The sequence below is a fragment of the Methanothermococcus thermolithotrophicus DSM 2095 genome (assembly GCF_000376965.1).
GTDB lineage: Archaea > AGJL01 > Methanococci > Methanococcales > Methanococcaceae > Methanothermococcus > Methanothermococcus thermolithotrophicus.
This window is the reverse complement of record NZ_AQXV01000040.1, coordinates 1-15694: the sequence shown is the minus strand read 5'-3', so window position 1 is coordinate 15694 and position 15694 is coordinate 1. Positions and strand designations below refer to the sequence as shown.

General features: G+C 32.7%; 18 protein-coding genes. 13 read left to right on the top strand and 5 right to left on the bottom strand.

Features of this window, described 5'->3' with window-relative positions:
- Positions 1-29: 29 nt before the first annotated feature.
- Both F555_RS0103180 and F555_RS0103175 read right to left on the bottom strand, forming a co-directional pair.
- Complete coding sequence (locus F555_RS0103180) at positions 30-368, bottom strand: P-II family nitrogen regulator (RefSeq protein ID WP_018153775.1); 339 nt, start codon at positions 366-368, stop codon at positions 30-32.
- A gap of 163 nt (positions 369-531) precedes the next feature.
- Positions 532-1683, bottom strand: coding sequence for an ammonium transporter family protein (locus F555_RS0103175; protein WP_018153774.1), 1152 nt, complete (start codon positions 1681-1683; stop codon positions 532-534).
- 462 nt (positions 1684-2145) lie between these two features.
- Here F555_RS0103175 and F555_RS0103170 point away from each other — a divergent pair, with 462 nt between their 5' ends.
- Positions 2146-2436, top strand: a complete 291-nt coding sequence (locus F555_RS0103170; protein ID WP_018153773.1) for a SemiSWEET transporter — start codon at positions 2146-2148, stop codon at positions 2434-2436.
- Here the strand turns inward: F555_RS0103170 and F555_RS0103165 are convergent.
- Positions 2433-3476, bottom strand: a complete 1044-nt coding sequence (locus F555_RS0103165) for a DUF4367 domain-containing protein (RefSeq protein WP_018153772.1) — start codon at positions 3474-3476, stop codon at positions 2433-2435. The two genes, F555_RS0103170 and F555_RS0103165, sit on opposite strands and share 4 nt — an antisense overlap.
- 147 nt (positions 3477-3623) lie before the next feature.
- Positions 3624-4508 carry an acetylglutamate kinase gene (gene argB, locus F555_RS0103160; RefSeq protein WP_018153771.1) on the bottom strand — a complete coding sequence of 295 codons (885 nt, stop codon included), beginning with the start codon at positions 4506-4508 and terminating at the stop codon, positions 3624-3626.
- 115 nt (positions 4509-4623) lie between these two features.
- Between argB and F555_RS0103155 the strand changes: the two genes are divergently transcribed.
- The 4 genes from F555_RS0103155 (at position 4624) to F555_RS0103140 (ending at position 6581) form a co-directional block, all read left to right on the top strand.
- Positions 4624-4875: a 50S ribosomal protein L31e gene (locus F555_RS0103155; RefSeq protein WP_018153770.1), complete on the top strand. Its 252-nt coding sequence runs from the start codon at positions 4624-4626 to the stop codon at positions 4873-4875.
- A 105-nt stretch (positions 4876-4980) separates the two neighbouring features.
- On the top strand, positions 4981-5664 hold the full coding sequence (locus F555_RS0103150) for a translation initiation factor IF-6 (RefSeq protein WP_018153769.1): 684 nt from the start codon (positions 4981-4983) through the stop codon (positions 5662-5664).
- Positions 5665-5742: 78 nt separating this feature from the next.
- On the top strand, positions 5743-5973 hold the full coding sequence (gene rpl18a / locus F555_RS0103145; RefSeq protein ID WP_018153768.1) for a 50S ribosomal protein L18Ae: 231 nt from the start codon (positions 5743-5745) through the stop codon (positions 5971-5973).
- A 188-nt stretch (positions 5974-6161) separates the two neighbouring features.
- Positions 6162-6581 carry a DUF2666 domain-containing protein gene (locus tag F555_RS0103140; protein WP_018153767.1) on the top strand — a complete coding sequence of 140 codons (420 nt, stop codon included), beginning with the start codon at positions 6162-6164 and terminating at the stop codon, positions 6579-6581.
- An 86-nt stretch (positions 6582-6667) separates the two neighbouring features.
- Here the strand turns inward: F555_RS0103140 and mer are convergent, their stop codons facing one another.
- On the bottom strand, positions 6668-7639 hold the full coding sequence (gene mer, locus F555_RS0103135; RefSeq protein WP_026182932.1) for a 5,10-methylenetetrahydromethanopterin reductase: 972 nt from the start codon (positions 7637-7639) through the stop codon (positions 6668-6670).
- A gap of 245 nt (positions 7640-7884) precedes the next feature.
- Here mer and cofH point away from each other — a divergent pair, with 245 nt between their 5' ends.
- From cofH to F555_RS0103095, 8 genes are all read left to right on the top strand, one after another.
- Positions 7885-8964 carry a 5-amino-6-(D-ribitylamino)uracil--L-tyrosine 4-hydroxyphenyl transferase CofH gene (gene cofH, locus F555_RS0103130; protein ID WP_018153765.1) on the top strand — a complete coding sequence of 360 codons (1080 nt, stop codon included), beginning with the start codon at positions 7885-7887 and terminating at the stop codon, positions 8962-8964.
- 58 nt (positions 8965-9022) lie between these two features.
- Positions 9023-10423: an ATP-binding protein gene (locus F555_RS0103125; RefSeq protein ID WP_018153764.1), complete on the top strand. Its 1401-nt coding sequence runs from the start codon at positions 9023-9025 to the stop codon at positions 10421-10423.
- 42 nt (positions 10424-10465) lie between these two features.
- Positions 10466-10942, top strand: coding sequence for an RNA-binding protein (locus F555_RS0103120; RefSeq protein WP_018153763.1), 477 nt, complete (start codon positions 10466-10468; stop codon positions 10940-10942).
- Between the two features lie 155 nt (positions 10943-11097).
- Positions 11098-11712: a HemK2/MTQ2 family protein methyltransferase gene (locus tag F555_RS0103115; RefSeq protein ID WP_018153762.1), complete on the top strand. Its 615-nt coding sequence runs from the start codon at positions 11098-11100 to the stop codon at positions 11710-11712.
- Positions 11709-12461: a Nif3-like dinuclear metal center hexameric protein gene (locus tag F555_RS0103110; protein ID WP_018153761.1), complete on the top strand. Its 753-nt coding sequence runs from the start codon at positions 11709-11711 to the stop codon at positions 12459-12461. Before F555_RS0103115 ends, F555_RS0103110 begins: the two co-directional genes overlap by 4 nt.
- Positions 12462-12647: 186 nt before the next feature.
- Positions 12648-13838, top strand: coding sequence for an ABC transporter substrate-binding protein (locus tag F555_RS0103105; protein WP_018153760.1), 1191 nt, complete (start codon positions 12648-12650; stop codon positions 13836-13838).
- Between the two features lie 38 nt (positions 13839-13876).
- A complete protein-coding gene (locus F555_RS0103100; protein ID WP_018153759.1) occupies positions 13877-14914 on the top strand; it encodes a FecCD family ABC transporter permease in 1038 nt (345 codons plus the stop codon).
- A 1-nt stretch (position 14915) separates the two neighbouring features.
- On the top strand, positions 14916-15694 hold a 779-nt coding region (locus F555_RS0103095; protein ID WP_018153758.1), incomplete at its 3' end, for an ABC transporter ATP-binding protein.

The following is a 15694-nucleotide window of genomic DNA, read 5'->3' as shown; positions in this document are numbered from 1 at the left end:
AAATTTAAAAAAATAAAAAAATTGGTTGTTTAAATAGCATCGTTGCCTCTTTCACCGGTTCTTACTCTAACAACTTCTTCGATAGGTATAACAAATATTTTTCCATCCCCAAATTCTCCAGTCTTGGCATTTTCACAGATTATATCTATTACTTTTTCCACATCCTCATCATTGACTGCCATTTCAATCTTTATCTTTGGAAGTAGGTCGACTATGTACTCCCTTCCTCTGTATCTTTCTACAATTCCTCCTTGAATACCCCTTCCTTTAACCTCGCTAACAGTCATTCCAACATAACCAGCATCTGATAATGCATTTTTAACAATATCCAATCTCTCTGGCCTTATTATGGCTTCTACTTTTTTCATGCTATCACCATATAAATTACATATAATAATTCCCAACACAGACATAAATACATTATTATTGAAAGTTAATCATTCTGTTATTCCAACTAAAAAGAACCGTATTCCTTAGCTAGAAAAATCATTAGAAAAAATCTAGAAATTTAAAAAATAAGGAATAATATACTTATTCTTTAGTATATGCACTTACACGAAGAACCCCTTCATCCAATCCTTCTTTTTCCGCATCTTCAGAAACTCTTAACCCAATGGTTACATCCAATCCTTTGTAAATAATTGCCCCACCAACGATTGCGACTAAACCTATGGCTGCGGCACCTAAAACCTGTCCAGCAAGTGATGTTGCTGAAGGATCCCTTAATAAGAATGGAATTCCTGCACAGATTACTCCTATTAAACCGCTCATGGCGTGAACAGGGCCGATAGCACATACATCATCTATTTTCAATTTTTCTTCTATGAATCTAAATGTAAATGGCTGCTGTAATCCGGCAATCAATCCAACTATCAGAGCTCCTATTGGTGTGAATATATCAACACCACTACATACTGCCACAAGCCCTGCACACATACCGTTTGCTGTATAGAGTGGGTCGTTCTTTGAACTTAGAGCTCCACCAAGAATACCACCAGCAAGTGACATTGTTGTTGCCACTGCCACCATTGTTAATTCTAAACCATCTCCAATACCTGCAGCACTTCCAATGTTGAATCCATACCATCCAAATGCCAAAATAAATGCCCCTAAAACTGCCAATGGTATGTTGTGTCCTGGAAGGGCCTGCGGTATGCCGTTTATATACTTCCTAAGTCTTGGTCCCAATGCCCATGCTGCCATTAAACCTACTAAACCACCAAACAAGTGAACTGCCCCACTTCCTGCATAATCATGGAATGCTATACCCAATGCATCAAATCCTCCGCCCCAAACTAAATGTTCAACTACTGGGTACAATACCCCACCAACAAGTAGAGCTCCGATGAAGTATGGAAGGATTTTTATTCTCTCTGCAACTCCTCCTGTGATAATGGTTACTGCTGCAGCAGCAAACATTGCCATTTTCATGAACCATGCCCCTAACTCAGCATCAAAGCCTCCAAATACCAATGGTGTTATGTATTCAAACCCATATGCAATACCATAACCAACTGCCAAATAACCGATAAATACTGCAGCCAAGTCTACCAACTTTAAAACACAGTGGTAAGCTGCATTTTTATGGCTGAACTGACCTATTTCTAACGCTATAAACCCTGCTTTCATGAAGAATATTAATGATGCTGCCCATAAAAAGAAAAACACATCGATTCCGTTCATTGTTTCACCGCTATTTCTTTAACAATACAACTTCTTTGGATTAATAATAGGAATGCATCTTCCTATATCCTATATAAATAATTTATTACGGAAAACGGAAACCGGCTTCTTTTAGCCGTGCAAATTATAAAAGATAATAAAATAACCACAATTATAAAAAAGAAAAATTAAAAATAAGTACATTACTTCAAAACACGTAAATATAGCTGTTTTCAGAATTTATTTTAGTTATTAGTAAACAATTTTTAAAAAATAGGAAAATTAAGTATAAAATTTAAATAAAACATTTTTATGTCATAATTTTGTTAATCGCTATTATAATAGTTCTGCGAATGTTTAACACTCGATTTATTAAAATAAGTGAGCAGAGCTCGCGGAGATATAAAATCGTAAAAGGACTTATTATTTATAACGAAAACGACCATAATATAAATAATAAGTATTAAAAAACGAGATGGTTTTATGTCATTGGAGTTCGATATGATTGGATATATCGCTGGGGCACTAACAACCTTTGCAACCCTTCCTCAACTTATTAAATCGTTAAAAACAAAAAATATGGATGGAATTTCGCCTTATTTTGTAAGTACATTTACATTGGGACTATCGTTGTGGCTTGTTTATGGAATTTCGAAAAACGACTACCCAATAATAATCTTTAACATAATCTCGTTGATGTTTTGGATTCCGCTTTTGTATCTATCATTAAAAGAGAATTTAAAAAAGGATTATTTCAAAAAATTAAAAATTTAATTTTCAATCATTGATTCTGCTATTTTTATCAATTCATCCTTATCGATCTGGCCCATTATCATAACTCTTATACCATCTTTATTAAAAGCGAGCATTTTGCTTCCAATGGATTCAATATATTCTCCTTCAATACCTGCTATTTTTACTTTCTCAGCGTTTGGAATTTCTGTTTTATTTTCCTTTTTTAATTCCACAATCATTAATGGTTTTGAATCTTTTAAGTACTGAAGTATTACGATTTTATCTGTTGTTTGATTATTCACTATTGCAGACTTAAACCCATAACCTGCAGTATATTTAGGGACTAATATTTTAAATTCAATTTCCTTTTGTGCCTCTTCAATTGTCATTTCTTTTGGCATTTTATATTCTTCAATAGTTGCCGTATCTTTTAGTGACTTTGCATCTTTTGGTGGCGTAAATTTAAATTCATCATCACTAATGCCGGTATTAAATTTCACATCCCTATATTCTACGACGATTTTAAATTCGTCTTCACTCATTTCAATTTTTAATGGTTGCCAATACTCTTTATCCACCCATATTTTCATGTTTTTAGGAGCTGCTACCCCTGTTTTATTTTTTGAAGTTAATTTCAATATGTAATAATCTTTATCCGAAACTTTTTCACTTCCAAGGAGCTCTATGTCGTATATGTTAAGCATGTCTTTTACAATTTTTGTTTTTATAACGCTACCATAATAATCCACATCATCTTGCGGGAAAACATCCGTTTTAGTGTATTGATTTTGTTTTTTATTATACACGTACATTGTTTTTCCATCAGAAATCATGAGAATTTCATCGTTTTCATACACGTATTTGTTAGGTTTTTTATATTTGTAATTGTAATACATTGTTTCAGATTTGCCCTGAACATCTATTGTCATGACCATTTTACCGCTCATGTCTTCAATTGAATTATATTTCTCTTCCATCTTTTTTGCGATCTGCTCTGGCGAGATTTGCTCTGTACAACCGGTAAAAACGATACCAAAGATTAAGCTCATTAGCCCGATCAATACAAATATTTTTTTCATTCTCCACCCCTCTTCTGTCTTTTTATTATTTTTTAGATATCGACCTTAATAATATGTATCAATTAATTTTATAATATATATAAATACATCCATTAGTATATCGAGTTGAAATTAAAATTAAAAATGAAGTTATTAAATTGTATGATATTAATCCTTCACAATCATTGTACCAATACCCCCTTCAGTAAATACTTCCAGCAGTACTGAATGCGGAATTTTCCCGTTTATTATGTGGACACTTTTTACCCCCTTATTCAAAGCATTTATGCAGGCTTCAATTTTAGGTATCATTCCTCCGACGATAATTCCATCTGCAATCATTTTTTCTACTTCTGAAACTGTAAGCTTCTTATAAAGTGTCGATGGATCGTTTATATCTCCCATAACACCATCAACATCAGTGATCATAATTAATTTTTCTGCATTAATTGCCCCTGCTATATCTCCTGCAGCTATATCTGCATTTAAGTTCAAAGCATTACCCTGACTATCAATTCCAATTGGTGAAATAACCGGAATATACTTTTTTTCTATTAGTATGTCTATCAATTCTGTATTTATCTGCTCAACTTCCCCAACCATTCCCAAATCTACTTCAATCTTCTCATCATCTTTTATAACGTACTGAATTTTTTTCTTAGCTTTAATTAGCTGCCCAGATTTTCCTGAAAGACCTACTGCCTTACCTCCATACTTTCCCAATTTTGAGACTATGTCTCCATTTATTTTTCCTATGAGGACCATTTTAACTATATCCAATGTTTCTTCATCTGTAACTCTTAAACCATGAATAAATTCAGGTTTTTTACCCATTTTCTCCATTGATTTATTTATTTCAGGCCCTCCTCCATGAACTACCACAGGATTCAACCCAACGAATCTTAATAATACAATATCCTTTGCTATCCATCTTTTAGCATCTTCGTTTACCATTGCATGACCGCCATATTTAATTACAATCTTGTGATCCTGAAATTTACATATATACGGTAATGCTTCCGTTAAAACTTCAGCTTTCAAACTTCTATCCATTTTTCACACCTTATTATTGATATAATTAATAACCATAATGTTTAAATATAATTTTTCCATATTGTATTTGATTAAGATAATATTTATTGTTTTTAGTTTTTTCGGAGGTGCTATTATGGAAGATGAAAGAATATATACAATACCTTTAAGGGATGTAATAAACAAGTCAAAAACAACAAAAAGAGCTCCAAGAGCTATAAGAAAAATCAGAGAGTTCTTAAAAAGACATATGAAATCTGATGTAGTTAAATTGGACAACTCAATAAACGAAAAAGTATGGGAAAGAAGCTTAAACAAAATCCCTGCAAAAATTAGGGTAAAAGCTATTAAGGAAGGAGACGTTGTTAAAGCAACGTTAATAGAATAATTAATTCCCGAACTAAGTTTTACATACAATAACTTGTAAACTCCGGGAATTTGAGATAACGAAAACTTTTAGTTTTCGCCCAATAGGTTCTGACTATGTGATATTATGATAATAAAAATGTACTTTTCTGGAATATCTACAATAGGTGTGCTTTCTCTTGTAACTGAAAAATTTGGCCTTTTTCCACACATTGTAGAAAAAGGTCCATTAAGTAAAATTGAAGAAGTATTGGATATTCCAGGTAAACAACTTAACGTTGCAAATAGTTCTTTAATAGGTTCCTTATGTGTTGCAAATTCTTACGGACTACTTCTTCCAGATATTGTTTTGGATAAAGAAGTAGAATTAATCAAAGATTTTTTAAAGGAAAACGATTTGGATATTCAAATAAAAAAACTTAAAGTCAAAAACACGGCACTTGGGAACTTAATAACAACCAACGATAAGGGTTGTATTATTTCTGAAGAATTAAAACATTTTAAGAAGGATATTGAAGATGTACTTAATGTAAGTGGTGAGGTAGGAAACATTGCCGGGCTCCCCACTGTTGGCTCAAATGCAGTGGCTACAAACAAAGGTTGTCTGGTTCATCCCCTCACAAAAGACGAAGAGCTCGAATGGATAAAAGATGTTCTAAAAATAGATTGTATCGGGAGAGGTACTGGAAACAAGGGTGTAACCTCAGTAGGAGCATGTGTGTTGGCAAATAGTAAAGGAGCTATTGTCGGTGGGGACACTACAGGACCGGAAGTCTTAAAAATCGAAGAAGCCCTAGATTTAATAGATTAATCCGTTAGTATATATCTTATCTATCTTATGTATTGTAAATACTCATTATAAATATCATAATGGTTAAAAGGTGAGATCATGGTTAAAATATTCAGCATAAGGGGAGTAGTAACAGGAAAAGACGAACCTATGGTTTTCACAAAAGAATACAGAACACTCAACGAAAACCAGGCTTTAGAATTAATGTACTCAGAAATTGGAAGTAAACACCGTGTAAAAAGATCATTCATAAAAGTTGAAGAAGTTAAAGAAATTTCAGCAGATGAAATTAAAGATCCAGTTTTGAAAAAAATAATTGAAATGTACTAACTCTCTTTCATTTCATTTAAACTTATTTTTTATTTTTTTATTTTTTAAATATATTATTTGATATGTTATCAATATTTATTCGGTTCTTTTTTTTAGGAATTTAAAGTTATGAAAATTTTTTATAGTTTTTACATGCAAATCATAGATTGATTAAATGATAAATATTGACATGTTTAAACGGTGATATTATGCAGGAGGAAAAAATACAGTTTATGGCAAAAAAAGGAAAATGGTTTGTTGTTAAAAAAATGAATATCGATGAAAAAACTGAAGATATTGAAATCGCAAGGCTTTTAGCAGCTATTAACGAAACTACTCACAATAAGATAGGTCAATTTTTACCTTTCGACATGAAAGCTTTGGAAGAAATTGCAGATGAAATTTACACAAAAAAGAAAGGGCGAATTAAAGAGGATGAACTTGCAAATGTATTGATGAAACTAAAGTCCCCTTCAACAACGAGAAAATTAAACAATATAACCAAATCAAAAGAAGGTAAGGAAATATTAAAAATAATTTTGAACAACATTATTTTAGAGAGGTTAGGGATTAAAACACGAGTTGACGCCAAATTGATAGAAAAATACATTGAAAAAGAAGAAAACTAAGTATTAACTATTTTAAAAATTATCTATTTAATTATTTTATACCCAATAAAAAAGAAAATAAGAAAAAATTTAATAACTTAAATCATTTATAAGTCCTTTAATTCAGGTATAACTTTTTTACCGATTAATTTAATACTTGTTTCTTTGTTTGGTCCGATTGGTGAACCAGCAACGATTTGAGTAACTCCCATTTCTGCTAAAGCTTTTCCTTTTTCAACAACTTCTTCTGGTGTACCGTAGAGTGCAAATGCTTCCAACATTGTGTCATCTACATTACCAAATGCAGCTGGGAAGTTTCCTTCTTTTAATGCAGCTCTTATTGCATCTACTTTTGCAGGGTCAATTCCATGTCTTTCTAAAACCATAGGTGGGGAACCTGCTGCAATGAATGCAACAACTGGAATTGCTGCTTGTTTTGCTTTTTCAGGTTTCTTATCTACTGACATACAAGCGTAAGCTGCAACATCTATTTCGTCCATGCTTCTTCCTGCAGCTTCTGCACCTTTTTTAATTAATGGAACAGCAGCTTCGAAGTCTTTTGGGTTTGAAGCGTTGATTAAAACACCGTCTGCAATCATACCTGCAGTTTCTAACATTTTTGGTCCTTGAGCTCCCATGTAAATTGGAACTTTAACTGATGGTTTTACAGCTAACTGAGCTCCGGTTTCAAGTCTTTTTCCTTCCATTAATTCTTTCATGTCTGCGATAGCTTTTTTAATTGTTGAAACTGGTTTTGTCCATTCAATTCCTAAAGCATCGAAGGTTGCTTTGTCTCCTGGACCGATACCTAAAACAGCTCTCCCCCCAGATAATTCATCTAATGTAGCCATTGCTGATGCTGTAACTGCAGGGCTTCTTACGTATGGGTTTGTAACACCAGGTCCTAATTTAATTTTATTTGTTGCAGCTGCGATTGAAGTTAAGGCCATGTACACGTTTCTGTTGTTGTAGTGATCTGTAATCCAGCAGAATTCAAATCCATTGTCTTCTGCCAGTTTTACATAGTAGCTAAGTTTTGTTACCAATTCATTTGGAACAAACTCAATACCAAACTTCATGCTGTCACCTTCGTCTTTTTTTAATATAACTCCTTTTAAATACATATGGTAACATTGAGTATATAATCTATTTTCATTTAATTTAAATGGAAAAGTATTTATATCAAATATAATTCCGTAAGCTCTCAAATAATCATTTAATAAAATAATATGGGTATAAATTATTCTAATTGATAATTCATATTATTAATTTATATACTACATGACATATAAGTATGTGAATTTCAAGAGAAATCGGTGATGCCATGGATATAATGGAATACTGGGAAAAAGACCTTTCAAAAAAAGAGTGTCTTGAACTGTTTGAAAATACTGAAAACTTTTTTGAGATTTTAAAACTTGCCGATGGTATGAGGAGGGAAATTGTAGGGGATGATGTAACCTATGTGGTAAACAGAAACATCAACTTCACAAATGTATGTGTTGGAGATTGTAAATTTTGTGCATTTAAGGTGGATAAAGGAGATAAAGAAGCATACTTCTTGAATCCAGACCATATAGCAAAAAAAGCTCTTGAAGCAAAAAAAATTGGAGCTACGGAAGTATGCATCCAAGGAGGACTTCATCCTGATATAGATACCTACTTTCAAGTTGAAATATTAAAAAAAGTTCATGAGATTACAAAACCTTATGGGGATATCCACATACATGCATTTTCGCCTATGGAAATTAAATTTGCCGCAGAAAATGCTGGATTGGATGTAAAAGAAGCCCTTAATATATTATATGAAAATGGTTTAAACACGATGCCAGGAACTGCAGCTGAGATTCTCGATGATGAGATAAGAAATGAACTATGTCCAAGTAAATTATCAACAAACGAGTGGGTCAAAATAGTAAAAACTGCCCATAAAATTGGAATTCCAACAACTTCAACAATGATGTACGGGCATATAGAGGAGTACAAACATATGGTAAATCACCTATTTGTAATAAAAGAAATTCAAGAGGAAACTGGTGGTTTTACCGAATTTGTTCCATTGAGTTTTATGCATAAGTTTGCTCCAATATACAATATGGGAACATCCAAAGGAGGAGCTACGGGACTTGAAGACTTAAAGGTATATGCAATATCTAGAATATTATTTAAGGATACTTTAAAAAACATACAAGTTTCATGGGTTAAACTAGGACTTAAAATGGCTCAAATAGCACTAAAATGCGGTGCAAATGACTTCGGTGGAACCCTGATGGAAGAAAATATTTCAAAGGCTGCAGGAGCTGAATACGGGGTATCGATGAATTCCAAAGAAATAAGGGATGCTATTATAAGAATAGGAAGAGCCCCAAAGGAGAGAAATACCTTATATGAGATTTTAGAATAAATAATGAAAATATAAGTATCATCATTTTAAATAATAAATATATAATAAAAGGGGTAAAATGAGTGTTAAAAAATTTGACTTAAATATTGAGCGAATTCTTGAAGATTGGGAACTTTATCATGCAATCAGAGAAATTATTGCCAACGCTCTCGATGAGCAAATGCTAACACAAACAAAAGATATAGAGATATTTAAAGATGATGAAGATAGGTGGCATATTAGGGATTATGGTAGAGGACTTAAATATGAACATTTGACACAAAATGAAAATGATGAAAAACTAAGAAACCCAAATGTAATCGGAAAATTTGGAATAGGTTTAAAAGATGCCCTTGCAACATTTGAAAGAAAGGGAGTAGATGTGTTTATAAAATCAAAGTATGGAGACATAACTATCGAAAAATCACAAAAACACGGTTTTGATGATATTATTACCTTGCATGCATGTATAAGCCCCCCATCAGAACCTGAATTTATAGGAACTGACTTTATTTTAACAGGAGTTAATGACAAAGACATTACAAAAGCCATGAATTTATTTTTAAAATTTTCTGGAGAGCGAATACTTGAAAAAACTAAATATGGGGAAATTTTAGAGAAAAAAGGAAAACGAGGGAAAATATATATAAATGGTGTAAAGGTATCAGAAGAAGAAAATTTTCTTTTTAGTTATAATATAACATCTTTAACAAAGAAAATAAAAAAAGCACTCAATAGGGAAAGGACTAATGTTGGAAGAAATGCATATTCCGATAGGATAAAGAAGATAATATTACAATGCAGTAGTAAAACAGTGGCTGAAAAATTAGCAGAAGATTTAAAAAATTATAGTACTGGGAATATCCATGATGAACTTCATTGGTTAGATGTCCAAAAACATGCAGTTAAAATATTAAATTCATTAGATAAAGTAATATTTCTAACTCATGATGACTTAATACATGCAACCAACATGGTAGATGAAGCAAAATCATCAGGATATAAAATAATAACAATTCCCGAGAACCTTAAAAGTAAAATTAACGGATTAAAAGACGTTTCAGGAAATGCCATTAGGGATTTAGAGCAATTTATGGAAGAATATAATGAAAGCTTTGAATATAAGTTTGTGGAGTTAAATGAATTATCACCAAAAGAAATGGAAATTTTTAAAACGACTGATGGTATTTTTAAGTTAATTGGTGGGAAACCTAAAAATGTACGGGAAATAAAAATATCTGAAACTATGAAAAAAGAAGGTCTTTGCTTTACAGAAGCGGCAGGCGTATGGGAACCATTATTTGGAAGAATTATAATAAAAAGAACTCAATTAAAAAGTTTAGAATTGTATGCTAACACATTATTACATGAAGCTGCACATGCAACAAGTGGGGCATCAGATGTAAGTAGGGAATTTGAATTGGAACTATCTAGATTTCTTGGACTTATAGCTTCAAAAGCATTAAATGATATTAAATAATATAATAATAATATTAGCTAATATGTGAATCTAGGTGAAATATTGGAAATAAAAAGAAGATACTGCATGAAAAAAAAGGAGTTAAAAAAATTAAAAGAAGAATTGGACAACATATTTGGAAAGGAGATAATTTCTAAAAAGGCAAATGCAGAAATCGCCATAACTGATGAATATGAAATGATCTTAATAGACAACGAACCTATTGCCGTTAAAATAGAGGATAAGATATATCCAACATTAAAAACCCTATTAAACCATAATTTGGATAAAAATAAAGTCGTTGTAGACATGGGGGCCGTTAAATTCCTTGCAAACGGTGCCGATGTAATGGCTCCAGGAATAGTCGATGCAGACGAAAATATCAAAGAAGGAGATGTTGTTTTTGTTGTAGATGAAACCCATCAAAAACCTTTATCAGTTGGAATAGCTTTAATGGATGGAAAAACTATGAAGGAAGAAAAAAAGGGCAAAGCCATAAAGACCATCCATTATATTGGTGATGAAATCTGGAAATTTTAAATTATAGTCAAAGACAAAACCTTTTAAAAAAAGGTTTTGATTCCAAAATCCGATACCTACTCAACGAAGTTGAGTAGGTATATTTTGAAGGATATATTTAAGTTTGTTATGTCGAGCACTATAAATGGTAATAAAAAAAATAAAACGGAATAACTATGTCACCTACGACAGTTGAAATAAAAGGGATTCTAATAAAAACTCATCCAAAGGTCTATGAACCAGCAGAGGATAGTGAACTATTGATTGATAATTTGGTGGATGTAAAAGATAAAACAGTCCTAGATGTTGGAACCGGTACTGGAATTCAGGCCATTAACGCATTAAAAAAAGGAGCTAAAAAGGTTGTTGGAATAGATATAAACCCTTATTCAATAGAAACTGCAAAGGAAAATGCAATATTGAATAAATTGGAATTGAATAAATCTATTTTCTTTTTAGAAAGTGACTTATTCAGCAGCATAAATGAAAGATTTGACGTTATTTTATTTAATGCCCCATATCTACCAACTTCTGAAGATGAAAAACTTGAAGAATACCTAAATTACGCATTTGATGGGGGAGAAGACGGAAGAAAAGTTCTTGGTAGATTTATCAAAGAAGTTGGAGATTATTTAAATGAAAATGGTATTGTTCAGATAGTTCAATCCTCATTAACTGGCGAAGATAAAACTATTGGAATGCTTGAAAAATATGGATTTAAAGCCAAAAAAACAGGCTCAATGGCATTTCCATTTGAAGAACTACAGGTAATTACAGGGTGGAGAAAGTGAAGACATACGCATGGAATATTATAAATTTTATAGAAGAATTTGCTCCAAAGGAGCTCGCAATTGAAGGGGACAATATAGGACTTCAAGTTGGAAACGATTTAAACAATGAAGTTAAAAAAATAGGTGTAGCATTGGATCCATCTTTAGATGTTGTGGAAAAAGCCAAAAAAGAGAAGGTTGATTTTTTATTTACCCACCATCCAATACTAAAAGATCCCATAAGAACCTTTACAGGAGTTATTTATAAAAAATTAAAGATATTAATGGATAACGAGATAATTCTATACTCAGCACACACAAATCTTGATATATGTAAAAACGGTTTAAACGATGCTTTAGTTGATTTGTATCAGCTTGAAAACGTTGAAAACTTATATACCAATGGTTTGGGAAGAATAGGAAAATTTAATGGTTCTTTTGACGAACTACTACAAATAACCAAAGAAAATATTGTAAAAAATCCAGTAGTTGTAAATTCTGAAATAATTGACGATAAAAAAGATTTAAAGGTTGCTGTACTTTCTGGTTATGGATTATCCCAGAGCTCTATAAAATATGTATCAGAAGTAGCAGGTGTTGACATTTATATCTCCGGAGACCTAATTCATCATTCAAAGATACTTGCAGAGGAGCTCGGTTTATGTGTGATAGATGGGGGACACTATGGAACTGAGGTTTATGGATTGAAATTATTTAAAAAATATATGGAAGATGCCTTAGGTATTGAGGTAATTTCATTAGATTTTTAATCTCTTTTTTTGTCAAATAATTCATTAATATGCCGTCATCGATTTTAATACAATAGTCATCAAAATCAAGTTGATGGTGGCAAATTTTTAATTGTAGAATCAAATCGTAACTCTTATATATTATTAGTAATAATTTTCAGATGATTTATATTATTAACTAATATGAAATTTAAATTAGGTGATATTTTGAACCTAAAAAAATTAGGAGTCTTATTATTATGTGGGATGATGATTTTTACGGTAAGCATGTGTGGTTGCACATCAAAGACTGTTGCAGATGAAGTAAATCCATCACCTACAGCTGAAAGCAGTCCTACAACAGCAGCAGAAAAGTCCAATGTCGCAGAAAATAAAGATGTAGAATATAAGACCATCAAAGATATGTGGGATAGAGAAGTTAAGATTAAAAAAGATGTAAAGAATGTTGCTTTAATCGACTTCACAGGAACATATATAAAAATAATGAAAATTTGGAAAATTGACGATAAAGTTGTCGCAGTTGATAATTCCCAAATGAAAAATGAATTTTTAAAAGTTGTATGCCCAAGAATTGAAAGTATAACCAATGTCGGTAGCTCAAAAGAGTTAAATTATGAAACTCTCGCTGCAACGAACCCTGATGTTGTAATTATTAGGGCGTTCGCCACCGACAAAGAAAGACAGGATAGGTATCAAAAAATCATAGATAGATTAAATGAGATGGGAATTCCTACTGTTTTACTACTGCATCCAACATCCTATGAAAAACCAAATGTAAATACAGTATGGCAAGAAATTGAAATTTTAGGAGATATATTCGACAAGCAGAGCGAAGCAAAAGATTTAATTAATTATCTCAACGGAAAAGTTCAGCTGGTTAAAGAAAGAACCAAAGATATTCCAGAAGATGAAAGACCAAATGTCATGTTATTTGCAACTCCTGATTATATGTTGGGACCTCAAACAATTCAGTCATACTTCCTAGAGGAAATAGTCCATGGGAAAAATGTCCTTGAAGAAGGCAGCTGGGTAAAAACAGCCCCCGAACAAGTTTTAAAATTAAACCCTGATGTCATGATAATATTGGGACATGGTGGATATGTAAGTCCAGAAGATGTATATGCCGGAAAAGATATGGGCTTTAATTGGGAATTAGTTCAAAATGCTAAGGCAATTAAGGAAAAAAGAGTTGGTAGTGTAGGAACTACTGAATGGAGAGCAACCATTGAATTCCCAATTGGATTATTGAGGGAAGCAAAAACATTATATCCAGAGAAATTTGCCGATATTGACCCAGATAAAGAAGAGATTAAATTATATAAGAATATCTATGGATTAAATGATGATGAAATCGCAGAAGCTGTAAAAGCACAGAGATATTATGGCAATCCTCACTAAATTTCTTTTTTTCTTTTTTTAATTTAAGGTGATAATACATGGATGGCAATGTTAATTTTGAATATAAATCAAAAATTTTTATTATTGGTCTTACTGGTTTTTTGTTGTTAACTACAATGTTAATTTCCATTAGTATCGGAGCATACAATGTTCCAGTGTTTGAAGTATTTGAGGTTATGAAATACCATATTTTAGGAAGTGGCCATATTACCAACAACATCTATGACACTATTGTATGGGACATAAGAATTCCCAGAGTTTTAATAGGAATGTTAATAGGAATGGCACTTGCAACATCGGGGGCTACATATCAGGGCGTATTTAGGAACCCTCTCGTTAGTCCGTTTATATTAGGTATCTCCGCAGGTGCGGCATTTGGAGCAGCTCTGTCAATAATGTTCTCATCAATTCCATTCTCCATACAATTTTCAGCGTTTATTTTTGGGATGGTTGCGGTATTTGGGGCGTATTCATTGGCAAGAGTCAGGGGGAAAACTCCATTAGTAACCCTGTTGCTTGCAGGAATTATATTAGGTTCATTTTTTAGTGCAATGGTTGCGGTATTCCAATATGTTGCCACCGAATCTCAATTAAAAGCAATAGTATTTTGGTTGATGGGGGGTCTTTATCATATTGGGTGGAAAGAAGTGTATGGTGTTGGATTATTGATACCATTAGGGATAATTTCATTGATGCTTTATGCGTGGAAATTAAATATTATATCAATGGGGGATGAAGAAGCAAGGGCATTGGGAATAAACACTGAAAGACTAAAAATCATCCTTATTACCATTGCCACATTCATAACATCCCTATCCGTCTCTGTTGCAGGAATTATCGGATGGGTAGGCTTGATGATTCCCCATGCTTCTCGTCTTATTGTAGGTCCAGACCATAGATTTCTTCTCCCACTATCTGCATTAATGGGGGGGATTTTTTTAATTGTTTGTGATACTATTTCAAGAACAATAACCACTGGAGAAGTCCCCCTGGGAATAATAACATCAATTCTCGGAGCTCCGTATTTAATCTATTTACTGAGGTCAAAGAAAACTCAATTCTTCGGAGGGGATTAATATGATAGAAATTAAAAACCTTCACTTTGGTTATGATGAAAAACATGATATATTAAGAGGGGTTTCTTTTAAGGTGGAGAAAGGGGAGTTATGTGCAATATTTGGACCTAATGGAGCAGGGAAATCGACGCTCTTCAAATGCATGATTGGATTTTTAAAGCCGAAAAAAGGAGGAGTATCTATTGGTGAAAGGAACATACTAAAAATGCCTGTTGAGGACATTGCAAAACTAATTGCCTATGTTCCCCAAGAACATAAGCCACCATTTCCGTACTTGGTTAAAGAAGTTGTTTTAATGGGGAGGACTCCTCATTTGGGGGGCATATTCGGTCCAAAAAAGAAAGATGTTGAAAAAGCACTTGAAGCCATGGATGTCATCGGCATATCCCATCTCGCAGATAGACCTTACACAGATTTAAGCGGTGGTCAAAGACAGCTTGTTTTATTGGCAAGGGCATTGACACAAGAAACAAAAGCCATGATTTTAGATGAGCCAACTTCTGCATTGGATTTTAGAAACCAGTTGAAAATATGGAGTATGTTAAAAAAACTCACCAAAAGAGGGATGCCAATCGTTGTTAGTGTGCATGACCCTAACCACATGATGTGGTTTTGTGATAAAGTTGTTGTGTTGCATGACAAGAAAATTATTGCCAGTGGAGAACCCCGCAATGTTTTAACAAAAGAAGTTTTAAAAACATTGTATGGAAACATATGTGACATTAAAGAGAATGAAGAGGGGTTCAAAATGATAACACCAAATATGCAAAAAATTTCTTA